Source organism: Chelatococcus caeni, assembly GCF_014196925.1.
GTDB lineage: Bacteria > Pseudomonadota > Alphaproteobacteria > Rhizobiales > Beijerinckiaceae > Chelatococcus_A > Chelatococcus_A caeni.
Genome location: NZ_JACIEN010000001.1, coordinates 449518 through 472418, shown reverse-complemented (window position 1 = coordinate 472418; position 22901 = coordinate 449518). Strand labels below are relative to the sequence as shown.

The window sequence follows — 22901 nt, the reverse complement described above, 5'->3', positions numbered from 1 at the left end:
AGCGTGCTACCCCTTGGCCTTGCGGGACTTCGCCTTGCCGCCGACGCCCAAAAGTTCGTTGAAGGTGGCGCGCACCTGGCGGCGCGTGTCGTCGAGCGTCCGGGCCAGCACCTTCTGGTCGGGCAGGCCAACGGCCGTGGCGATGCGCTTCTGGATCGCCGGGGCGACGGCCTTGGGGTCGAAGCGGCCCTCCACCGTCAGGCGCTGCCAGTGGAAGACGCTCGACAGGAGGTCGTAGGCGGGGCGCAGCACGTCGGCATGGTCCGGCGCGACAAGGCCCTTCTCGGCCGCGCGGGCGAGGACGTGGGCCGTGCCGGGCACGATCAGGGCCGGCTCGGCCGCCGCATGGGCCAGCATCAGGAACTGGGCCATGAACTCGATGTCCACCAGCCCGCCCGCGGCGAGCTTGAGGTCACCGGGGTCGTCCTCCCCCTTCTCCTCGGCGATGAGGGCGCGCATGTCGCGGATGTCGGCGGCGAGCTTCTCCCGGTCGCGCGTCTCGCGCAGCACCGCCGTGATCGCGTCCTCCACGTCGGCAGCGAGGGAGGCGTCGCCGGCGATGACGCGGGCGCGCGTCAGCGCCATGTGCTCCCAGGTCTCGGCCTCGGTCTTCTGGTAGGCGAGGAAGCCGTCGAACTGCGTCGCGACCGGCCCCTTGCGGCCCGAGGGGCGCAGGCGCATGTCGACCTCGTAGAGCCCGCCGCGCCGCGTCGGCACGGTGAGCGCGCTGACGAGGCGCTGGGTCAGGCGGCTGTAGTAGACGACGGCGTCGAGGGGCCGGCGGCCGTCGCTCTCCCGGTTGTCGGGATCGAAGTCGTAGATGACGACGAGGTCGAGGTCGGAGGCCGCCGTCATCTCGTGCGCGCCGAGGCGTCCGAGGCCGACGACGACCGCGCGCCCGCCGGGCACCCTGCCATGCTCCTCCTCGAAGGCGGCTTGCGCGGCCTCGAGGCTGAGGCGCACGGTGGCCTGCGCCACGGCCGCGAAGGCCTCCCCGGCGCGCGGCGGCGACAGGATGTCGGAGAGGAAGCGCGCGCCGACGAGGAAATTCTCCTGCCGCACCGCCTCGCGCAGCCGGTCGAGAAAATCCTCGTAGCTCGCCGGCTTGCCGACGAGGCCGCGCAAGCGCGCCTCGATCGCCGCCTCGTCGCTCGTCGGGTCGAGGAAGGTCGGGTCGATGACGGCGTCGAGCACGTGCGGGCTGGCGGAGACGACCTCGGCGAGCCGCGGGGCGCCGCCGAGAAGATCGGCAAAGAGGCGCAGCAGCCGCTCGTTGGAACGCAGCATGGAGAGAAGCTCGACGGCGGCCGGCATGCGGCCGAAGGCCTCGTCGAGCGCCGCGAGCGCCGCATCTGGAGCCGCCGTTTGGCCGAGCGCGGTCAGGAGCGCCGGCGTCAGCTCCGTCAGCACCTCGCGGGCGCGGGCGCTGGTGACTGCCGAGCGGCGGCCGAAATGCCAGCCGCGCACGGTCTCCGCGACGCGCGGCGGGTCGGAGAAGCCGAGCCGCCGCAGGGTCTCGAGCGTCTCGGGGTCGTCGCTCGTGCCGGTGAAGACGAGGCTGCCGGCCTCCGCGGCAAGTTCCGGCCCCTCCTCGAACAGCATGGCGTAGTGGCCCTGCACCTTGCGCGCATGGGCCGTCAGCGCCTCGCCGAAAGCTTCCACGGTCGCAAAGCCGCAGAAGCGGGCGACGCGCGCCAGCGCCTCGGCGTCGTCCGGCAGGCGCTGCGTCTGCTCGTCGGCCACCATCTGCAGCCGGTGCTCGACGGTGCGCAGGAAAATATACGCGGCCGCCATGTCGTCGCGCGCCTGGGGCGTGATCCACTTCTCCTCGACGAGCGCATCGAGCACCTCGAGCGTGCGCCGCCCGCGCAGCGAGGGGCGGCGCCCGCCGAAGACGAGCTGCTGCGTCTGCACGAAGAACTCGATCTCGCGGATGCCGCCGCGGCCGAGCTTGATGTCGTGGCCGGCCACCGCGATGGCCTCGTGGCCGCGCACGGCATGGATCTGCCGCTTCATCGCATGGATGTCGGCGATGGTGGCGAAATCGAAGTACTTGCGCCAGACGAAGGGGCGCAGGTCGGCGAGGAAGCGCTCGGCGAGCGCGATGTCGCCCGCGACCGGGCGCGCCTTGATGAAGGCGGCGCGCTCCCAGTTCTGGCCGACGCTCTCGTAATAGGAGAAGGCGGCCGGAAGCGACACGGCGACGGCCGTGGAGCCGGGATCGGGCCTGAGGCGCAGGTCGACGCGGAAGACATAGCCGTCGCCGGTGCGCTCCTGCAGGATCTTCACCAGCCCCTGCGTCAGGCGCACGAAGAAGGGGGCCGGCTCCAGTCCTTCGCGCAGCGGCGCCTCGGGATCGAAGAAGACGACGAGGTCGATGTCGCTCGAATAGTTGAGTTCCCGCGCCCCGTGCTTGCCGAGCGCCAGCACGACGAAGCCCGGCCCCTCCCCGTCCGCTGCCGTAAGGCGTCCGGCCTCCCGCGCCTCGCGCAGGAGGAAGGCGACCGCCGCCGCGACGCAGGCGTCGGCGAAATCGCTGAGCGCGCGCGTGACCTCCGGCAGGCTCCACAGGCCGCCGCAATCGCACAAGGCGACGAAGAGCGCGAACTCCGCCCTGAGGCGCCTGAGGCGGCGCATGATGTCCGCGACCTCCTCCGCCTCCTCCCCGGCGCGCTGCACGTCGGCGAGGATGCGCGCGCGGATCGCGTCCGGGGCGCCGTCGATCAGGGCCAGGAACCGCTCGGGCTTCGTCGTCGCGAGCCGCCACAGGAAGGGCGAATAATCGGCGAAGGCGGCGGTGAGGTTCGCCAGCCGCGGATGCGCATCGAGGAGACGCCGGAGGGCGGTGGAGGTCTCGTCCCCGTCGAGGAGATCGGCGGCGAGGCGCGCGACAGCCGGCTTGCCGGGCGGCGCCGGCAGGCAGTCGACCATGGCTGCGAGAGGCGTTGCTTCCTGCCCTGTCACGTTTTGTTTCTTGCCCATTTCATGCCGATGGTCTCGAGAACAGCTCTTCGGTCCCGTCATGGCCGGGCTTGCCCCGGCCATCCACGACTTTCATGTTGCCCAGCCTTCCAGGGCGTGGATGCCCGCGACAGGCGCGGGCATGACGATGGCAAGATGGGGCCACCCTCATCTTCCCGCCCTTGAGCCGAATGCGACAAACATTCCCACACCATGTCGCCGGACGAAAAGCATGGCCATCCCGGCCGAGGATGGGCGTGCCGTCATCCCTCGTTCTTCGCCAGCGGCAGCGCGAGGACGGCCCGCAGGCCGGGCCCGTTGCCCTCGAGCCGCAGCGCGCCCGTGTGCAGGCGCGCGACGGCCGAGGCGAGGCTGAGGCCGAGGCCGAAGCCCGGCTTGGAGCGCGCGCTTTCGAGACGCGCGAAGCGCTCCAGCACCCGTTCCCGCTCCCCTTCCGGAATGCCCGGGCCCCGGTCGCTCACCGCGATCTCCACCATGCCGCCGCTGCGCCGGGCGGTGATCCTCACCTCCGGCGTCGTCTCGCAGCTTGTGCCGTATTTGAGGGCATTGTCCATCAGATTGGCGAGCGACTGGCTGATGAGCTCGCGGTTGCCATGCACCGGCAGGTCCGGCTCGATCTCGGCGACGAGCGGCATGCCCGCCTCCTCGGCGAGCGGCTCGTAGAGCTCCGCGAGGCCGCCGGCGATCTCGGCCGCATCGAAACCGTCCATGGCGGCATTGGCATTGCCCGCCTCAAGCCGCGCGATCATCAGGAGCGCGTTGAAGATGCGGATGAGATTGTCGGATTCGTCGATGATGCCTTCGAGCGCGATGGCATATTCGTCCGGTGACCGCGCCGTGCGCAGCGCCTCCTCGGCTCGGTTGCGCAGGCGCGTCAGCGGCGTCTTGAGGTCGTGGGCGATGTTGTCCGACACCTCGCGCATGCCGGCCATCAATTCGCCGATGCGGCCGAGCATGTCGTTGAGGTTCTGCGCCAGGCGGTCGAGCTCGTCGCCGGTGCCGGTCACGGTGAGGCGCCCGTCGAGGTCGCCCTCCATGATGGTGCGCGTCGTCTCCGTCATCGCATCGACGCGCTTGAGCACGCGCCGCGTGATGAACCAGCCGCCGAGGCAGGCGAGCACGGTGACGAGGCCGATGGAGAGGATGAGCGCGCGGCGGATGACGGCCTGCAACTGCAGCCGCTCCTCGAGGTCGCGGCCGACGAGCAGGCGGAAGCCGCCGGGCAGCACATAGACGCGCACGAGGGCCCGGAACTCCCTGTCTCCCGTCTCGTCGCTGCGCCGATAGGCGATCTCGCGCGAGCCCGGCTCGTCGAGAATGCCGAAGGGCACTTCGACCACGTTGCCCGCCAGCCGCTCGCCGGCCATGGTCGTGACGAGATAGAGGGAGGCGCTCGGCGCGCGCGAGCGCCGGTCGATGATGTTGACGAGCCGGCGGATGCCGCCGATGCGGTACTGCTCGGCGAGGCCCTGCAGCTCGGCGTCGATGGTGCCCTGGATCTGGTCGTCGAGCACGCGCCGGGCGTTCCAGGCGACATAGCCGAGGATGAAGCCGGCGAAGAGGACGAAGACGAGGAGATAGGCCGCCGACAGCTTGAAGGCCGTCGTGCGGAAGAGCTTACCGAGCCCCGTCACGGATCATGTATCCCGCTCCGCGCACCGTCTGGATCAGCGGCACGTCCTGTCCCTTGTCGATCTTCGCGCGCAGGCGCGAGACGTGCACGTCGATGACGTTCGTCTGCGGGTCGAAGTGGTAGTCCCACACGTTCTCGAGCAGCATGGTGCGCGTCACCACCTGCCCGGCGTGCTTCATGAGATATTCGAGCAGGCGGAACTCGCGCGGCTGCAGCACGATCTCCTGCCCGGCGCGGGTCACCCGATGCGACAGGCGGTCGAGCTCGAGGTCGCCGATCTGGTAGCTGGTCGGCTCGCCGTTCGCCCCCTTGCTGCGGCGGGCGAGCACTTCGGCGCGCGCCAGCAGCTCGGAGAAGGCGTAGGGCTTCGGCAGGTAGTCGTCGCCGCCGGCGCGCAGGCCCTTGACCCGGTCGTCCACCTGCCCGAGGGCGGAGAGGATGAGCACGGGCGTATCCACCTTCTGCTCGCGCAGGGAGCGGATGAGCGACAGCCCGTCGAGCTTCGGCAACATGCGGTCGACGACGAGGACGTCATAGCCGCCTTCGCGCGCCATGGCATAACCATCGAGGCCGTCGGCCGCATGGTCCGCCACGTGGCCGGCCTCCCGAAAGGCCTTGACCATGTAGGCGCCGGCCTCCTGATCATCTTCGATGACGAGAATCTTCATGGCGCTCATGGTAGCAACTCCGCAACGCAAACGGCAGGCCGGACGCGGGGGGTGTCCGACCTGCCGCCATGCGAGGAGGAGCGACGAGCCCGTGGCGACAGGCGGCCCGCCGCCCCTCCCCGAACTCAGGCGAGAGGCAGCGCGACGAAGCGGGCGCCGCTCGCGGTCTCCACCTGCATCAGCACGGCCTTGCGGCCTTCCTTGCGCAGCTCCGTGACCGCCTGGCGCACGTCCTGCGGCGTCTCGACCTTCTTGCCGCCGACGGTGACGATGACGTCGCCGGAGCGCAGGCCGCGCTCCTCGGCCGGGCTGCCCGGCTCGACCCCGACGACGACGACGCCGTCCTTGTCGACGCCGTCGACCGAGCCCGAAGGTGCCAGCGAAAGGCCGAGCTTGCCGGCCTGCTCCTCGCCGCTCTCGGCGCTCGCGGTCTTCTCGCCGGGCATCGTCGCCAGCGTGACGGAGATGTCGCTCTTCTTGCCGCCGCGCCAGACGGTGACGTCGACGGTCCGCCCCGGCGCGAAGCCGGCGATGTCGCGGGAGAGCTCGCGGGCGTTCTTCACCTCCTGCCCGTCGACGGCGAGGATGGCGTCGCCCGACTTGATGCCGGCCTTTGCGGCGGGGCTGCCGTCCTCGACTCGGGCGACGATGGCGCCCTTGGCCTCCTCGAGGCCGAGCCCTTCGGCGATGCCCTCGTTGATCGGCTGGATCTGCACGCCGAGGTAGCCGCGGCGCACCGTGCCGTGGTCCTTGATCTCGGCGACGACCTTCTGCACCGTCTCGGCCGGGATGGCGAAGGCGATGCCGACGTTGCCGCCCGACGGCGAAGCGATGGCCGTGTTGACGCCGACGACCTCGCCGGAGGTGTTGAAGGTCGGCCCGCCGGAATTGCCGCGGTTCACGGCCGCGTCGACCTGCAGGAAGTCGTCATAGGGGCCGGCGCCGATATCGCGCCCACGGGCCGAGACGATGCCCGCCGTCACGGTGCCGCCGAGGCCGAAGGGATTGCCGACGGCGAGCACCCAGTCCCCCACGCGCGGCGTACCGCTGGCGAAGCTGACGTAGGGGAACTTGCCGCCCTCGTCGACCTTGAGCAGGGCAAGATCGGTCTTCGGATCGGTGCCGATGACCTTGGCGGAAAAGGTCTTGCCGTCGTCGGTCTGGATCTCGACCTCGCGGGCCTTCTCGACCACGTGGTTGTTGGTGACGACATAGCCGTCGGCCGAGATGAAGAAGCCGGACCCCTGAGCCTCGCCGAAGCGGCGCGGGGCCGGACGCTGGCCGCGCTGGCCCTCCTCGCCGAAGCGGCGGAAGAAGCGCTCGAAGGGGCTGCCCTCGGGCAGGCCGAACTGCCGCAGGTCGAGCCCTTCGGCGCTCGCGCCCTCGACCGCGACCTTGACGCGCACCGACACGACGGCCGGCTTCACATGGTCGACGACGTCGGCGAAGCCGGCAGGATTGGCGGTCGGCACCTGGGCCGACAGGTTCTGCGCATAGGCCGGCGCCGGGCCGACGTCGAAGGTGCTCTGCAGCAGCGCGCCGGTCGACAAGGCGCCGAGCGCGACGGCGCCCAGCAGCATCGACACGCGCCGGCTGGCGCGCTTCGGCGACTTGATGCGGGCCTTCAAGGCTTCGCTGTGGTCTTTCTCGTGCATGGCCATCTCCGTTGGCGAACTCTCGGGCCGAACCCGTTATCGCCGCCGACGATGGCTCGCCGCGCCTTACGACAGCCTCACGAGCGCATGAAAACTTCGTAATGGAGGCGGGAGATCCTCAGCGCCCCGCCTCGCAGCGCAGCACCGCACGCGCCAGCGCCTGGGCACGCGGCACGAGCGAGGCGACCTCCATGTATTCTTCCGGGGAATGGGCCTTGCCGCCCACGGGACCGAGACCGCACAGCGTCGGCGTGCCGACCGCGGCCGAGAAGCCGGCGTCGGAGCAGCCGCCGGTGAACTCGCCGTCGACGGCAAGGCCCGAATCCGCCGCCGCCGCCTTGTAGGTCGCCATCATCCGCTCGCTCTCGGGCGAGGCGACGAGCGGCAGGAAGTCGCCGCGCGTCGCGAAACGCGCGTGGGTGCCGGGAACGGTGGAGGTCGCCACGATCCGCTCGACCGCCGCAACGAGCGCGGCGCGCTGCTGCGGCGTCACATAGCGCAGGTCGACCTCGGCCTCGGCAAAAGGCGCCGTCGTGTTGACCGATTGGCCGCCGCGCACGGTGCCCACGTTGACGGTGATGCCGGCCTCGAGCTCCGTCAGCGCATGCAGCGCAACGATCTTGTGGGCGAGCTCGCCGATGGCGCTCGCACCGTCGGCGAAATTGGCGCCCGAATGGGCCGCCTTCCCGAAGACTTCGAGAAGCAGGAAGATGCCGCCCTTGCGGCCGCTGACGATGTTGCCGGAGGCGCGGCCCGGCTCGCCGTTGAAGGCGGCGCGCGCGGCGGCCGCCTCCTCCTCGATGATGGAACGCGAGAAGGGCGAGCCGATCTCCTCGTCACCCGTCATCAGCGCCACCACCGGGCCGGGGGCAGCGTCCTGCGCCGCAAGCGCGGCGAGGACGAAGGCATTGACGACGAGCCCGCCCTTCATGTCGGCGACACCCGGACCATAGGCCCGGCCGTCGACGATCTTGAACGGCCGGCGCCCCGCCTCGCCCTTCGGGAAGACCGTGTCGCGGTGCCCCATGAGCAGGACGGGCTTGAGATTGCTGCCGGGGCTGGCGAGCTCGGCGCGCAGGGCGTCGCCATAGGTGTCGCCGCGCCGCCAGGACGTCGGGATGCCATGATCCGCGAAGAAGCGGGCGAAGCGCTCGCCGACCGCATCGACGCCGGCCTTGTCGTAGCTGCCGCTGTCGATGTTCACCACCTCTTCGAGGAGGGCGAGCATCTCGCCCTCCCGCTCCGCCAGCCAGCGGCAGACGGCCTCCTCGGCCTCGGCGCCTCGCGTCATCGCTCCACTCCCGTCAGCGGTGCCGCGCGAGGTGAATCGCGCAGCCGGTCAGGGGCGGCAGCATGCGCCATCGCGCCCGCCGGCGCATCTGCCGGCAGCGCATGGCGAGGGCCGGGGCCATTCGGGAGAGGATGAGCGCAGGGCTCCGCGTCCGCGGTCACAGGTCCTTGTCGCGCCCCTCGAGGAGAGCGGCGAGCCGGGCCTTTTCCTCGTCGCTGAGCGGAGCGGTCGCCGAGACCTCCGCGCGCCGGCGGCGCGCCGCGATGGCGATCGCCACGATGCCGGCGAGGAGCACGAGGAACGGCCCGCCCCACAGCAAAGCGGTCTGCCAGTTGACCGGCGGGCGCAGCAGCACGAAGTCGCCGTAGCGCGCCACGACGAAGTCGCGCACCTCGCGATCGCTGTCGCCGGCGGTGAGGCGCTCGCGCACGAGGATGCGCAGGTCACGCGCGAGCGGCGCATCGGAATCGTCGATCGACTGGTTCTGGCAGACGAGGCAGCGCAGCTCGGCGGAGATCGCCCGCGCCCGCGTCTCGAGCGCCGGATCGCGCAGCACCTCGTCCGGCTGCACCGCGAGCGCGGGCAGCGACAGGGCGAGAGCGACGACGAAGGCAGGCAGGAGGCGCCGCATCGCCCTACTCCGCCGGAACGAGCCGGCCGCGCGCGGCAACGGGCGCGGCGACGCGCAGGCGCCGGTCGGTCAGGGACAGAAGCCCGCCAAGGGCCATGATCACGGAGCCGAGCCAGACGAAGATGACATAGGGCTTCCAGTAGATGCGCACGCCCATGCCGCCCGAAGGCTGCGGCTCGCCGAGGCTGACATAGAGCTGGCTCGGCCCGAGCGTCATGATGCCGGCCTCGGTGGTCGGCATGCCGCGCGTCACGTAGATGCGCTTCGAGCCCTCGAGCGTGCCGATGATGCGCCCGTCCCTGAGAACCGTGAAGCGCGCCACGTCCTCGCGGTAGTTGTGGGCGGTGCGCGGGAAGATGGCGTCGAGCCGCAGGGTATAGGCGCCGGCGTTGACGAGATCGCCGCGATTGACCACGGCCAGCGTCTCGGTGCTCCAGGCCTGGGCGGCGATGCCGAGCACGGTGATGCCGACGCCGGCATGGGCGATGGCGGTGCCCCAGGCCGAGCGCGGCAGGCCGGCGGCACGGCGCAGCATGACGCCGGGCGCGACCCGGCCGCCGCCGGCGCGGTGGAAGATGTCGACCGCCGAGCCGGCCAGGAGATAGACACCGAGCCCGATGCCGAGGAGAGCGAGCACCGGTCCGCCGCGGACGAGCGCGAAGACGATGAGCGCCCCGGCAAGGCCGGCGGCATAGGCGGCCCACAACCGCTGCACCGTGCCGAGCAGGTCCCCCCGCTTCCAGGCGATCGTCTGGCCGATCGGGATGAGCGCGAGGAGCGGCATCGCAATCGGCAGGAAGGTCGCGTTGAAGAAGGGCTCGCCGACCGAGATCTTGGCGCCCGTCAGCGCCTCGAGCGCCAGCGGATACAGCGTGCCGATGAACACGGTGGCGCAGGCGGTGACGAGGAGGAGGTTGTTGGCGACGAGCGCGCCTTCACGCGAGATCGGCGCAAACAGCCCCCCTTGGCGCAGGAGCGGCGCGCGCCAGGCGAAGAGGGCGAAACCCCCGCCGATGAAGACGACGAGGATGGCGAGGATGAAGGCGCCGCGCGTCGGGTCCGTGGCGAAGGAATGCACCGAGGTCAGCACGCCCGAGCGCACGAGGAAGGTGCCGAGCAGCGACAGCGAGAACGTGAGGATGGCGAGGAGGATCGTCCAGACCTTCAGCGCATCGCGCTTTTCCATCACGATCGTGGAATGGAGGAGCGCCGTGCCGGCGAGCCACGGCATCAGCGACGCGTTCTCGACCGGATCCCAGAACCACCAGCCGCCCCAGCCGAGCTCGTAATAGGCCCAGTAGGAGCCCATGGCGATGCCGAGCGTGAGGAACACCCAGGCCGTGAGCGTCCACGGCCGCACGGCACGCGCCCAGACGGCGTCGATCCGCCCCTCGATGAGCGCCGCGAGCGCGAAGGCGAAGGAGATGGAGAAGCCGACATAGCCGATGTAGAGCAGCGGCGGGTGAATGGCGAGGCCAAGGTCCTGCAGGATGGGGTTGAGGTCCTGCCCCTCGAACGGAGCCGGGTTCAGCCGCAGGAAGGGATTGGAGGTGAACTCGACGAAGGCGAGGAAGGCGAAGGCCACCGCCCCCTGCACGGCGAGCGTCAGGTGGCGCAGGCGTGACGGCACGGCCCGGCGCGACAAGGCGACCATGGCGCCGAAGAGGGTGAGGATCAGCACCCAGAGCAGCATGGAGCCCTCGTGGTTGCCCCACACGCCCGTGAGCTTGTAGATGAACGGCTTCAGCGAGTGCGAGTTCTCGACGACATTGACGAGCGAGAAATCCGACGTCGCATAGGCATGGGTGAGCGCGGCGAAGGCCAGCGTCACGCAGGCGAAGGCGCCGAGCGCCGCCGGCACGGCGATGGCCGCGAGGGCCTCGTCCCGCACCGTGGCCGCCCACAACGGCATGAGGAACTGCACGAGCGAGAGCCCGAGGGCGAGGGTCAGCGCATAATGCCCGGCTTCGACGAACATTGGCCCTCACTCACTCGCTGCGGTCGCACCGCCATCTTGCGCATCCGTCTTGCCGCCGTGCTGCCACAGGCCCTGCGCCTTCAGGCTGTCGGCGACCTCGCGCGGCATGTAGTTCTCGTCGTGCTTGGCGAGCACGCTGTCGGCCCGGAACAGGCCCGCGCTCTCGAGCACGCCCTCCGTCACGACGCCCTGCCCCTCGCGGAAGAGATCCGGCAGCAGCCCCGTGTAGCGCACGGTGATGCTGCGGTTCGTGTCGGTGACGGCGAAGGTCACGTTCTGGCCCTCGCCCTTCTCGACCGAGCCCTCGGCGACGAGGCCGCCGAGACGCAGGCGCGTGCCCGGCGTCACCGCCTTGGCCTCGAGATCCGTCGGCGAATAGAAGAACACGATGTTGTCGCGCATGGCGAACAGCACGAGCCCGAGCGCCACCCCAAGCACGGCGAGGGCCGCTGCGATAAGCGTGAGCCGTCGTTGCTTGCGAGTCACTGCGGTGCTCCGGTCGCGTCGGTTTCAAGTGACAGCTGGCGCGCGAGCGCCGCTAACATATCGAGCGAGGCAGGGTCGGCCGCAAGCTGGCTGCGCGCCTTGGCAAGCGCCTCGCGGGCCTTCTCCTCCTCGCCGAGAACGACATAGGAGCGCACGAGCCGCGCCCAGCCGGCGGCGTCCGATCCGTCGGCATCGAGGCGCGCGGCGAGCCCCTCCACCATGCCGCGGATGGCGAGCGCCTGCTCGCCCTGCGGAAGCGACGTGATGGCGCTCGCGCCCTCGCTCATCGACAGGGCCGCGAGCCGCTGCTCGACGGCGCCGCGCCAGGACGCGTCGGCCGGCGCGTCGGCCAGGAGCTTCTGCAACATATCCATGGCCTTGGCGTTGTCGCCGTCCTGGCCCGTGGCGACGGCGAGATAGTATCGTGCCTTGGCATTGGCCGGATCGAGCGCTAGGGCCCGCTCGAAGGCTGCGCGCGCCCGTGCGTCGACGATACCGCCGGCCTCGGCCGTCACGGCCTCGCCGAGGTCGGTGAGGCGCGCCGGGGTTTCCCCCAGGATGTCGAGGGCGGACTGATAGGCGCGCGCGGCGTCGCCGAAGCGCCCGGCCCGCAGATAGACCGGCGCCAGCACCTCCCAGCCGCGGCCGTCGCCCGGGTTCTGTGCAAGATGCGCCTCGATCTTCGCAACCGCCGCACCGACATCGAGCTGGCCGCCGTCCATCCGCGCAGCGCGTGGCGCCTGAGGCAGGTGCGGCGAGCCCATGGCCCCATAGATGGCGAGCGCGAGAAGCGGGATCGTCGACAAGGCGATGGCCGAGGCGGCGCGGCGCCGGCGCAGGGCGGGTTCGCCCTCCGGGCCTCTGCGGCCCTCGCCGCGCGCCGCCCGCAGCAGGCGCCGGCCGATCTCGGCGCGCAGCGCCTCGGCTTCGCGCTCCGAGACGAGGCCCGCCTCGCGGTCGCGCTCGAGGTCCGCCATCTGCTGGCGGAAGAAGGCGGCATCGCCGGTCTCGGCCGCGACGGCCGTCTCGGCGCGCGACAGGGGCCACAGCACCGCAAGCACGGCCGCGCCGGTCATCAGGGCAAAGATCAGCCAGATCAACATGGGCATTGTTTAGCGCAAGGCCCGGGGCCCGCTCATGTCACGATACGGCGACATAAGGTCACGCGGCTGGCGCGGCATTGATCGGCCTCAAACGCGCGGGAGCCGCAGGCTGGCCCGCAGGCCGCCCTCCGACGCCACGCCCAGCTCCAGCGCACCGCCGTAGAGCCCCGCCAGCTCGCTGACGATGGCGAGGCCGAGGCCGGACCCCGGCTTGCTCTCGTCGAGCCGGCGGCCGCGCTGCACGGCGGCCTGCCGCTCGGCCTCGCCGAGGCCCGGGCCGTCGTCGTCGACGACGATCAGCATCACCGGCGGCTCGCTGTCCGGTACCGCGCTCGCACCGATCCGGACCCGTCCGGCCGCCCATTTGCAGGCGTTGTCGGCAAGATTGCCGACCATGTCCTCGAGGTCCTGCCGCTCGCCGCGGAAGCGCAGGCCCGGCTCGACGTCGAGCGCGAGAGACAGGCCGCGCCGTTCGTAGATGCGCTCCAATGCCCGCACGAGGCCGGCAACCGCCGGCTCGACTTCCGTCACCGTGCCGAGCGTGCCGGCGAGCGCCGCCGCACGGGCACGCTCGAGGTAGTAATTGACCTGGTCGCGCATCACGAGGGCCTGCTCGCGCACCTTGGCGGCGAGCGCGTCGTCCCGGACGTCGGCCTCGTTGAGGATGACGCTGAGCGGCGTCTTCAGGGCGTGGGCGAGGTTGCCCACCTGGGTGCGCGCCCGCTCCAGGATCTCGCGGTTGCTGTCGATGAGGAGATTGAGCTCCCCCGCAAGCGGCGCGATGTCGTGCGGGAAGGTGCCCGCGATGCGCTCGGCCTCGCCGAGGCGGACGGCGCCGACGGCGCGGCGCAGCCGCACGAGCGGGCGCAGGCCGTAGCGCACCTGGAGCAGCGTCGTGAGCCCGAGCACGAGCGCGAGGGTGAGGAAGGTCGCGGCCACGACGAATTCGAAGCTGCGGATATCGGCCTCGATGGCATCGGCCGGCGCCGCCACCGCGACGAGGTAGCGCTCGCCCTCGCCGAGATCGATGACGCGCTCGACCGCCCGCAGCCGGCGTCCGTCCACGCCGTCGTAATAGGCCTCGCGGGCACCGCCCTCGCGCGCGGGGGCCCCGAGTTCGGCGAGCGGCGGCAGCCTGCTGCCGAAAAGGGACTTGGAGGCGCGCATCTCCCCCTTGCCCTCCGGATCGACGCGCGTCACCTGCCAGTACCAGCCGGAGAGCGGCAGGTCGAAGCGCGGCTCGCCGAGCGTGCCGAGCGCCTTGTCGTCGAGCGGCTCGGGTCCGGCGAGGTCGGCGACGATGTCGGTGAGATAGACCTGCAGCCGCTCGTCGAAGGCGCGTTCGCTGGTGCGGCGATAGACCTGCGACAGCGCCAGGCCGCCGAGGAGCAGGACGAGCACCGTCCACAGCGCACCGAAGATCAGCAGGCGCGCGGCGATGGAGCGGCGTTCGAAGAAGCCTGCCGACACGGGGGCCACTACTCCGCCGGCGGCTCGAGCCGGTAGCCGAGCCCCCTCACCGTCTGGATGACGTCGACGCCGAGCTTGCGCCTGAGGCGGCCGATGAAGACCTCGATCGTGTTGGAATCACGGTCGAAATCCTGGTCGTAGAGATGTTCGACCAGCTCGGTGCGCGAGACCACGCGCCCCGTGTGGTGCATGAGATAGGCGAGAAGGCGATATTCGTGCGAGGTCAGCTTGACGAGTTCGCCGTCGACCGTCACCCGGCTCGCCCGCGTGTCGAGGCACACGGGCCCGCAGACGATCTCGCTCGAGGAATGGCCCGCGGCGCGGCGCAGGAGAGCCCGGACGCGGGCGAGCACCTCCTCCATGTGGAAGGGCTTCGTCACGTAATCGTCGGCGCCGGCATCGAAGCCCTGGACCTTGTCGCTCCAGCGGTCGCGGGCGGTCAGGATCAGAACGGGCATGTCGCGACCGGCCCGCCGCCATTTCGTCAGTACCGACTGGCCGTCGAGCTTCGGCAGGCCCATGTCGAGGATGATGGCGTCATAGGGCTCCGTCTCGCCGAGAAAGAGCCCCTCCTCGCCGTCATAGGCCCGGTCGACCGCATAGCCCGCCTGCACGAGCGCATCGGCGAGCTGCCGGTTGATATCCCTATCGTCCTCGACAACCAAGAGCCGCACGCGCGCCCTCCCGTCCAAAAGCCCGCCGGCGCTCAGCGCCCTTCGAGAACCCTGCCGCTGCCGCCGTCGACGACGATGCGCATGACGCGGCCGTCGCGGCGCAGAACCGAGATGCGGTAAACATAGCCCCCACCCTGCCGGCAGAGCTCCGCCCGGACCACCTCGCCGCCCGAAGCGGCATCGCGCGCGGCTGACACGGCCTGCTGCGGCGCGACCACGCCTCCCTGGGCCACGGCGGCGCGCGTCTCATCCGGCGAAAGGCACACCCCCTGGGCCGCCGCTTCGAACGAGGCGAGGCCGGCAAGCAGCGCGATCGTGGCAAAGATGGTCCTAGCTCCCCACATGGCGCCGAAATATGGCGACCAAGGCCTGAACATTCCCTGAATGCATGGCGGCACGGCCATCGGACCGGCAGCGCCGCATCCGCCTCATCGCTGCAGGCGATTGGTGGCTATCACGCGGAACACGGTGGACACGACGAAACTGACGCCGGCGACAATCTGAAGGAGTGCGTCGGTCAGCGCACCTGTATCGACGCCATCCGTCCTGACGCCGAAGAGCGACAGAAGGACCGCAGCCATGCCCACGGCATTCGCCCACACCGTACGGCTCGTGAAGATCGACTTCGTGTCGGACATGTTTTTTCCCTTCCCTGCTGAATCACCGGGGGCCATGCCGGATCCGGCGGTCGCGTGTGTCGCAAGCCGCTTCGCCCGCTCCTCGACGCGCTCCACCCGCCGGCGCCAGCCGCGGCCGAAGACGTGGAAATGGCGCAGCCGCTCCAGGAAGCCGAGGCGTGCCGCGCAGTAGCGCTCGATGAGAAGATGCGGCGCCTGCGCCTCGACCGCCGCGAGCGTCACCGGCCCGATGCGACCGTCGACCGTGACGCCCGCCGCCTGCTGCAGCAGGCGGATGGCGCGGGCGGGGCCCGAGTTGACGGCGGTATCGAAGACGGCGAGATCGACGCCGGCGGGCAGTTCGTCAGCGCGCACGGCGTGCCAGTAGTGCTCGCGGTAGATCACCGCTGCCTCGTGCCGGGTCAGCGCCATCACCTCGGCAATGGCGACATCGCGGCCGCGCGCACGCTTCAGCGTCGCCCGCGTGATGCCGAACTTGGTGGCGCCGCCGGGATCGAGCGGATGGTTGACATAGCCGCCCTCGAAGCCGAGGACGGCCTCGAGGGCTTCGTCGAAACTCGCGATGGCCATGGGCGTATCTCGCAAAGAGCGGACCGGGAAAGCTCAGCGCACCTCGATCTCGCCGCGCCGGGCAAAGCCGCGGCCGACGATGGCGCTGAGCTGCGTGACGGCGATGTCGAGGCGGAGCTGGGAGCCGCCGAAATCCGCCAGCTCCTGCTCCGCCGCGTAGAGGACGCGCTGCTCGGCCGCGTGCAGGCGGCGCACGGGCTCGCCATCCCGGAACACGTCGATCTCGTAGGCCTCGACATCCTCGCCGAGCGGCACCTCGACGAGTTCCCACCCGTCGCCGTTGGTGCGCGTGCGCCGGATGAAGGAGATCTCGATGCCCTCGGCCATGCGGCGCGCCTTCAGATGCACCGGCGCGAAAGGCCGCAGCGCGAGATCGGTCGCCCCCGTGCCGAAGGCGGCATAGGCGGGGTCGCCGTGGTCGAGCGTCGCCGGGCCGGCGCGGAAATAGGCAAAGCGGCCGATGTCGTCGAGCCGGCTCGTCAGCGGCACGAGGGCGCGATCGAGGAGCACGACGGTCGCGCCGGCGGGCACGAGCCGTGCGGCCAGGGCATCCGAGCCGGCGAGCCCGCGCAGGAGACGGCCGACGCGGTAGACGTCGGCATCGATGAGCTCGACATCGGCCGCGGCGATGATCTCCCAAGCGCCGTCCGGGCCGCGCACGGCCATGAGGTTCGCACCGGACAGGGCCGCGCCTTCGCCGACGCTGGTGAGGACGCCGCCGCCGAGCCGCATGGTCAGCCGGTTCTGCCGGTCCCAGCGCCAGACCGGCCCCGGCGGCAACGGGTCGAGCGTCTCGCCGATGACGGCGGGAAGATCCGCCGCGGCGAGCGGGGCAAAGCTCGCTCCGTCGTTCGACCGCCAGACGGCCACCTGCCCCGGCCAGGGATCGGCGATCGCGGCGAGATATTGCAGAACCGGCGGGTCCTGCAGGGCGGCCGGCAGGTCGAGCACCACGACATGCGGTCGGCCGGGCAGCACCGGCGGCGGTTTTCCCGGCAAGGGCTGGAAAACGGCCGGCAAGGAGAAGACGGAAGGCTCCAGCCTGCGGGCCGCCGCGCGCCGGGCCGTGCCATCGGTGAGCTGGGTGATCTGGTAGCTGCGTGGCGCCGGCGCCGTCGGCAGGGCGACGATATCACCGACTTCGAGGCCGGCGAGCCGCGGCGAGAGCGAGAACTCCGCGCTCTCGCGCCCCACCCACAGGTCCTGCAGCCAGATTTCGGCGAGGCGCCCCGCTTCGCTTGCGCGCGTGACCAGCGCAAGGTCCGCGCTCGCCTCGCGCTCACTTTCCCCCGCGAGCCGCCGGGACCGGGCGGCGGCGCGGCGGAAGTCGCGCTCGCTGTCGCTGTAGCCGATGCGCACCTCGCGCGGCAGCTCCGTCTCCTGCTGGCGGCGCAGGGCGATGAGGGCGCCGTTCTCGTCCGGCACCAGATCGTCCTCGCCGAGGGTCGCCGCGACGCGGCGCGCATGCATGGCGAAACGCAGCACTCCGCCGCTCGCCAGCGCATCGAAGCCGAAGGCCTGCGCCAGCGGCTCCAGCACCTGCCGGACCGCCATCGTCCGGTCGACGACATAGCCGTCGACCATGCCGTCGATGTCGAGCCGCTGCGGCAGGTCGACGGAGAAGTCGCGCAAAACGGCAGCGACGAGCCGGTCGAGCGGCACGCTCTCCAGCCGTCCCGTCAGCCAATGGCCGGTCTGCCAGTTGTGCCCGTCGGACCAGACGCCGGTGAGTTCGGGAAAGGCGGGGAAAGGCCGCGCGTCCCAGGCCCAGACGAAGGCATGGCCGGGCGCGACCATGGTGCCGCCATAGACCGGCGAGAGCGGATTGGCCTCTCCCGGCGCGCCATAGACGGCGAGCATCGCCTCGACCCCGCGGACCTGGATGAGGTCGTCGCGCCCGCCCGAGGAGAACGGCGGGCGCCCGCCGTCGATGGACTTCGGATCGGGAAAGACATTCGGCGCATTGGTGCCCTTGTCGACGGCGGGGACGCCGAGCTCCGTCAGCCAGACGGGCTTGGCGCCCGGCTGCCAGGCGGTGCGGCCGGTCTCGACGCCATTGACGCGCTCGACGTGTTCATTCGCCCACCAGCCGGCCAGATCCTTCTGCCGGAACAGCCACGGCTTGCCGTAGGCGCCGTCCGTGATGGGGCTGCGGCGCTGGGAGATGCGATCCGCCTCGCTCGCGTAATACCAGTCGTAGGCCTCGCCGGCGGTGAGCCGGCCGCGCAGGTAGTCGCGGTCATAGATGGCACGCGCCTCTCCCGCATCGGCATGGTCGGTGCCGTCGCGCCAGTCGCTCAGCGGCGGGTAAAAATCGATGCCCACCGCGTCGATGGCGGGCGAGGCCCAGAGCGGATCGAGCGGGAAGCGCACCTCCCTGCCGTCGTCGCGCACATGGGCGCCGTATTCCGTCCAGTCGGCCGCATAGGTGATGGCCGTGCCCGGGCCGACGACCGCGCGCACCGCTTCGGCCAGTGCGATCAGCGCGGATGTCGCCGGATAGTGGCCCGAGGCGGCGCGCAGGCGCGTCAGGCTCACGAGTTCCGAGCCGATGACGAAGCCGTGGACGCCGCCCGCCGCCACCGCGAGATGGGCATAATGCAGGATCTGCCGGCGCAGGGACCACTGCGGCGGCCCCTGGTAGGAGATGACGTCTCCCGAACGGGTGAAATGCTGCGGCTGGGCATGGCCGAAGAAGGCCTGAACCTGTGCCGCGACGGCGGGGCCGCCGTCCGGCGATCCCGGCCGGCCCGGGGCCGGGTGGCAAGTGAGGCGCCCGCGCCAGGGATAGGCCGGTTGCCCGGCGGCGCCCGTCCAGGGATCGGGCAGGCCGTTGCCGGCCGGCACGTCCATCATGATGAACGGATAGAGCACGACCCCGAGGCCGCGCGCCTTCAGGTGCCGGATGAGCGCGATCACGCTGTCGTCCGACGGCGTGCCGCCATAGGCCGGCCGCCCGTTCACCTGGCTGACGAGGCGCGCCGTCTCGCGCGTGAGGGACGAGACCCGCCACGGGAGCTGGCCGCGCCCGTCCTCGGTCGCCTTGGCCGCCGTCTCGACGCGCGGCGCAATGGTGCAGGAGCCGACGCGCAGGTCGTCGCCGAACCAGCTGACGACGAGCGCGACGCGTTCGAGGTTGGGGCACAGCGCCATCAGCATGTCGAGCGAGGCGACGACATCCACGCTGTTCATCAGCTGGTGGCGGTTCTCCGAGCGCGAGGCGCCGAAGCCGAGCACCTGCGTGACATGGCCGGGCATGTAGCCGAACTCGCTCGCCCCCGGAATGAGGTTGACCGCCCGGATGGCGCTGCCGAGCCCCTCGACCGGCCGCACCACCTCGAAGGAGAATTGCGGAATGCGGTTGCCGTAGGCCGCGAGCGGCAGGTGGTCGAAGACGACATAGGCGAGGCCGCGGTAGGCGGGCGCGTTCGCCGCGCCTTCCTTGGCGATGATGAGCGGATCGGGCGTCTGGCTCTCGCTGCCGCGGTGGACGCGCATGTTGACGCGCGTGAGGTCGATCTCCTTGCCGTCCGCCCAGGCGCGGCGGATGTAGGCGATGGGCCCCTCGCACAGGCCGATGGCGATGTTGGCGTAGTAGCTGTAGGTCGTCTCGATCGTCGTCGTCTTCGGGGGCGAGCCCTTGCCGCCGGACGAAGGGGTGCGCGTCACGGTGGTGACGGCCTCCTCCTTCAGGCGCGTCGCCCAGATGAGCTGCCCGCCGACGCGGGCCCGGCCGTAGACGCGGGGAATGGGCGCGCCTTCCGTCGAGGTGATGCCGTCGACGTCCTGAAGGCGCGGCCCTTCGACGACACGCCGCGTGCCGCCTCCGGTGCGCGAGAGGAGCGCGCCGTCGATGGCGGCCCCGGCGAGGCCGCCGAGCGCCCGTCCGACGATGGCGCCGACGGGCCCGCCGACGAGCCCGCCCAGGGCGGCGCCGGCAACCTGCAGGACGATGGTGGCCATCAGTCTGTCACTCCGGGAAAACGGAAGGCGAAGGCGAGGTGGCGCCGCCACCAGCCGCTCAACGGCACCTCGGCGACGGTGGCGCCGTCATGGGCATGCACCATGCCCGCAGCATCCGTCATGATGGCCGCATGCTTGGCCGGCAGATGCGCGCGCCAGCGGAAGAGGAGGACATCGCCGGCGCCGGCATCCGCGGGGGCGATGCGGATGAAATGGCGCTCGCCAGCCTCCGCCATCATCTCGCGCAGGCCGGCCTCGGCCCAGTCGGGCGCATAGGGCGGCACCGCCTCGGGCTCCCGCCCCACCACCTCGCGCCACACGCCGCGCACGAGGCCGAGGCAATCGCAGCCGATGCCCTTGAGCGATGCCTGGTGGCGGTAGGGCGTGCCGATCCAGCCGCGCGCCGCGGCAACGATGGCGGCCCGTGCGACGCCCCCGCTCATCGAAAGAAGCTCCCGCCGTCGTGCCCCTCGCCTTCGCGCGGGTAGGTGACGACGAAGTCGTTGCCCGGCATGTGGGGGAAACCCCGGAAGTTGACGGTGTTGGAGAAGCGGTCCCGACAGGTAGCATGGCGCTTGTCGCAGCCCGCCGTGACAGTGAAGGCGTCGCCCTCGCCGATGGTCGCCGGCGCCGCGTGCCAGAGCGTCAGGAGATGCACCCCTTGGTCACGGCGATGGTGCTTGACCTCCACGGCGGCACCGGCGTTGGCGCCGCCCGTCCAGGTCAGCCGCCCGCCGGTGAACCAGCCGTCGGCATGGTCGCCGAGGTCGCGCGCCTGCACCACGAGGCGCCCGTCCGTCGCCGTTACGGCGCCTTCGGCCCGGAAGGCCGGCAGGGTCAGGTCGACGCCGCAGCGGACATCGCCGAGATCGGCGGCGCAGGCGAGCGAATAGAGCCGCCCCTGGGGCTGATCGAGGCGATGCATGATGCCGCGCAGTTCGGCGAGAAAGGCATGGTCGGTGCGCTTGATCTCGCCGATCGAGGCGACGTCGACGAGGAGGCGCTGCCCCTCCGGATCGGCCCAGTTGACGAGCCAGGTCTCGACGGTGGCGTCGTCATAGAGCCCGCCGACGATATCGGCCTCGGTCAGCGCCACCGCACTCAGCGCGCCGGCAACCTCGCTCGTCGCGACGGCGAAGCCGAGCTCTGCCGAGACCTCGGACGGCTCGAGCCCGCTGCGCGCCGCGAAGGTGACACCGGCGAAGGCGAGATCGCGGTCGTGATCCGTGAAGCCGAAGACGGCCCCGTCGCGGCGCAGCAGCTTCCAGCAATGGCAGAGCGTCGTCGCGCTCGCCGCAAGATGCTCGGCGAACGCGGGATCGATATCGCGCATGGCAATGTCCTTAAAGACGCTATCAGGGGACGATCTCGATCACCGGCAGCTGCGGGATGGCGCCGGCGGAGAAGGCGGCGAAATCCACCTCGAGCCGGTCGGTATCGAAGCGGACCGGAACGTCGAACAGATAGCCGGCCGTCACGGCCGTATCCGGCGCGGGAATGCGCCCCTCGGCGAAGGTGACGAGGCCGGTCACTGCGTTGCAGGTGAAATCGAGGCCGGCCGTCAGTTCCTGTCCGTCGACGGCAATGCGGACGCTGCCGTCGACGGGCTTGGTGATGGGGCGCACATAGGGCGCATGGGCGCCGCCGTATTGCTTGACGAGCTGGAAGCTCGCCCTCTCCCCGTCCCCGGTCCCGATCGCCTGGTCGGTCGGCGCAGGCTCCTGCGACGGCAGGCACGACTTGAAGTCGAGCCGGTCGCGCCAGCGGAAGCCGTAGAGCCGGCCGCGCCGCTCCTCGAAGAAGGCCACGGCCGCCGCCAAGGCGTCGAGCGTCTTGATGCCGTAGCCGGCCTCGTAGCGCCGGCGCGCGTGGTGCCAGCGCGCATTGCGGCTCTCGCGCCCGGAACCGAGGAGGACGATGTCGGTGCGCCGCTCCGGGCCGCCGCTGCTCGCGAGCGAGATGTCGACGGGGAACCTGACTTCGTGGAACGAGCTCATCGCCTCTCCCTCACAGCGCACGCTGGCCGCGCGCGACGGCACGGGCGAGCGCCGCGGACACCTGCGCTTCCGAGCGCCGGAAGCTCTCGGCATCGTTGGTGCTGATGTTGACGGTGACCTGCGCCACGGGTCCGCCCTGCGAACCGGCGGCGCGCACGCCGAGCCGGCCGTCCGGTCCGCGCGCCAGCGGCATGATCGCCTCGGCGCCGCGCTCGCCCATGAGGCCGAGCCCGCCGGCGAGCGGGAAATAGGTCGGTGCGGCGACGACGCCGCCCTGGGCGAAGGGCTGCACGAGACCGCGCGAGATCACGCCGCCCTTGGCAAAGGGCAAGGCGCTCGACAGGCCCGAGAACAGGGATTCGAGGCCGCTGCCCAGCGCGCTTTCCAGCGGTTTCGTGGCGGCTTTGAGGGCAATGTCGATGAGGCGCTGGCCGATGCTGCGCAGCACGTCCTCGAAGCGCCGGCCCTCGACGACGCTCGACGAGAAGGCCTTGACGAGCGCCGCGCCGAAGCTCGTCGCCAGCCGGTTGGCCTCGCGCAATTCGTCGAGGTCGACGCGCAGGTCCTGCGGATCACTCGTCATGGCGTTATGGCTCCCGTTGAGGCGGCCGTGTCGGGAAAGGCGCGCATCAGCGCGGCGAGATCCCGACGCGCCGGTGTGGCGCTGCGGCCGAGGCCGAGGGCACGCGCCGTCGCCGCGATCTCGCGTGGCGTCAGGCGCCAGAAGGCGTCCGGACCGAGCCGCAGAGCGCCGAAGCCGAAGGCCTGCACCTCGTCCCACGGAAAGGGCGTGTCGGCCGTGGCTTCAGGGCGCTCTGCGGCGGTCAAGGGTTTTGCGGTAGGGCCTCCCCGGGGCCGAAGGTGACGGCGAGCAACCGGGCGATGATGGCAGCGAGGTTCTCGAGCCCCTGCCCGATCGGCAGAGCCGCGACCTCCCGGTCGCTCATCGCCCGGCCGCCGCCGCGGATGGCGGCGCCGATGAGGCGGATCATGTCGCCGGCCGACAGGCGCCCGCGCGCGAAGCGCTCGCCGAGCCCGGCGAGATCCTCGACCCCGAAGGCGTCCTCCAGCTCGGCCAGCGCCCCGAGCGTCAGGCACAGCACGAAGGTCTCACCGCCGATCTCGGCCGTGATTTCGCCGCGTCTCAGATTGGCCATGGCCG

Annotated in this window: 20 protein-coding genes; all 20 read right to left on the bottom strand. The window is 71.2% G+C overall.

Annotated elements, in window-relative coordinates; genetic code table 11:
* Positions 1–6 precede the first annotated feature (6 nt).
* Entirely contained in the window at positions 7–2982 is a 2976-nt protein-coding gene (locus GGR16_RS02355) for a bifunctional [glutamine synthetase] adenylyltransferase/[glutamine synthetase]-adenylyl-L-tyrosine phosphorylase (protein ID WP_425486551.1), read from the bottom strand.
* Positions 2983–3224: 242 nt separating this feature from the next.
* Positions 3225–4616: an ATP-binding protein gene (locus GGR16_RS02350; protein ID WP_183315603.1), complete on the bottom strand. Its 1392-nt coding sequence runs from the start codon at positions 4614–4616 to the stop codon at positions 3225–3227.
* Entirely contained in the window at positions 4600–5283 is a 684-nt protein-coding gene (locus GGR16_RS02345; RefSeq protein ID WP_026015311.1) for a response regulator transcription factor, read from the bottom strand. The genes GGR16_RS02350 and GGR16_RS02345 overlap by 17 nt, the downstream gene beginning before the upstream one ends.
* A 125-nt stretch (positions 5284–5408) precedes the next feature.
* Entirely contained in the window at positions 5409–6944 is a 1536-nt protein-coding gene (locus tag GGR16_RS02340; RefSeq protein ID WP_183315602.1) for a Do family serine endopeptidase, read from the bottom strand.
* Positions 6945–7056: 112 nt separating this feature from the next.
* Positions 7057–8229, bottom strand: coding sequence for a M20 family metallopeptidase (locus GGR16_RS02335; protein WP_183315601.1), 1173 nt, complete (start codon positions 8227–8229; stop codon positions 7057–7059).
* 157 nt (positions 8230–8386) lie between these two features.
* Positions 8387–8860, bottom strand: coding sequence for a cytochrome c-type biogenesis protein (locus GGR16_RS02330; RefSeq protein ID WP_183315600.1), 474 nt, complete (start codon positions 8858–8860; stop codon positions 8387–8389).
* 4 nt (positions 8861–8864) lie between these two features.
* Positions 8865–10838 carry a heme lyase CcmF/NrfE family subunit gene (locus GGR16_RS02325; RefSeq protein ID WP_019403222.1) on the bottom strand — a complete coding sequence of 658 codons (1974 nt, stop codon included), beginning with the start codon at positions 10836–10838 and terminating at the stop codon, positions 8865–8867.
* 6 nt (positions 10839–10844) lie between these two features.
* The gene (gene ccmE / locus GGR16_RS02320) at positions 10845–11324 is read right to left on the bottom strand and encodes a cytochrome c maturation protein CcmE (RefSeq protein ID WP_026015313.1); all 480 of its coding nucleotides are present in this window, start codon (positions 11322–11324) and stop codon (positions 10845–10847) included.
* Positions 11321–12427 carry a c-type cytochrome biogenesis protein CcmI gene (gene ccmI, locus GGR16_RS02315; protein WP_183315599.1) on the bottom strand — a complete coding sequence of 369 codons (1107 nt, stop codon included), beginning with the start codon at positions 12425–12427 and terminating at the stop codon, positions 11321–11323. The genes ccmE and ccmI overlap by 4 nt, the downstream gene beginning before the upstream one ends.
* Before the next feature lie 87 nt (positions 12428–12514).
* Positions 12515–13906: an ATP-binding protein gene (locus tag GGR16_RS02310; RefSeq protein WP_183315598.1), complete on the bottom strand. Its 1392-nt coding sequence runs from the start codon at positions 13904–13906 to the stop codon at positions 12515–12517.
* Positions 13906–14571 carry a response regulator transcription factor gene (locus GGR16_RS02305; protein WP_019401373.1) on the bottom strand — a complete coding sequence of 222 codons (666 nt, stop codon included), beginning with the start codon at positions 14569–14571 and terminating at the stop codon, positions 13906–13908. Before GGR16_RS02305 ends, GGR16_RS02310 begins: the two co-directional genes overlap by 1 nt.
* Positions 14572–14603: 32 nt before the next feature.
* Positions 14604–14948, bottom strand: a complete 345-nt coding sequence (locus GGR16_RS02300) for a PepSY domain-containing protein (protein WP_183315597.1) — start codon at positions 14946–14948, stop codon at positions 14604–14606.
* 51 nt (positions 14949–14999) lie between these two features.
* On the bottom strand, positions 15000–15779 hold the full coding sequence (locus GGR16_RS02295; RefSeq protein WP_183315596.1) for a glycoside hydrolase family 108 protein: 780 nt from the start codon (positions 15777–15779) through the stop codon (positions 15000–15002).
* A 33-nt stretch (positions 15780–15812) separates the two neighbouring features.
* The gene (locus GGR16_RS02290; RefSeq protein WP_183315595.1) at positions 15813–19742 is read right to left on the bottom strand and encodes a baseplate multidomain protein megatron; all 3930 of its coding nucleotides are present in this window, start codon (positions 19740–19742) and stop codon (positions 15813–15815) included.
* Positions 19742–20185, bottom strand: a complete 444-nt coding sequence (locus GGR16_RS02285; protein WP_019401031.1) for an NlpC/P60 family protein — start codon at positions 20183–20185, stop codon at positions 19742–19744. The genes GGR16_RS02290 and GGR16_RS02285 overlap by 1 nt, the downstream gene beginning before the upstream one ends.
* Positions 20182–21075 carry a DUF2163 domain-containing protein gene (locus GGR16_RS02280; protein ID WP_183315594.1) on the bottom strand — a complete coding sequence of 298 codons (894 nt, stop codon included), beginning with the start codon at positions 21073–21075 and terminating at the stop codon, positions 20182–20184. The genes GGR16_RS02285 and GGR16_RS02280 overlap by 4 nt, the downstream gene beginning before the upstream one ends.
* A gap of 22 nt (positions 21076–21097) precedes the next feature.
* Positions 21098–21739 (bottom strand): DUF2460 domain-containing protein, encoded by a 642-nt coding sequence (locus tag GGR16_RS02275; RefSeq protein WP_019401029.1) that lies wholly within the window; start codon positions 21737–21739, stop codon positions 21098–21100.
* A gap of 10 nt (positions 21740–21749) precedes the next feature.
* The gene (locus GGR16_RS02270) at positions 21750–22322 is read right to left on the bottom strand and encodes a phage tail tape measure protein (protein ID WP_019401028.1); all 573 of its coding nucleotides are present in this window, start codon (positions 22320–22322) and stop codon (positions 21750–21752) included.
* Positions 22319–22567: a rcc01693 family protein gene (locus tag GGR16_RS02265; protein WP_183315593.1), complete on the bottom strand. Its 249-nt coding sequence runs from the start codon at positions 22565–22567 to the stop codon at positions 22319–22321. Before GGR16_RS02265 ends, GGR16_RS02270 begins: the two co-directional genes overlap by 4 nt.
* Positions 22564–22896, bottom strand: coding sequence for a gene transfer agent family protein (locus GGR16_RS02260; protein ID WP_183315592.1), 333 nt, complete (start codon positions 22894–22896; stop codon positions 22564–22566). Before GGR16_RS02260 ends, GGR16_RS02265 begins: the two co-directional genes overlap by 4 nt.
* Positions 22897–22901 lie beyond the last annotated feature (5 nt).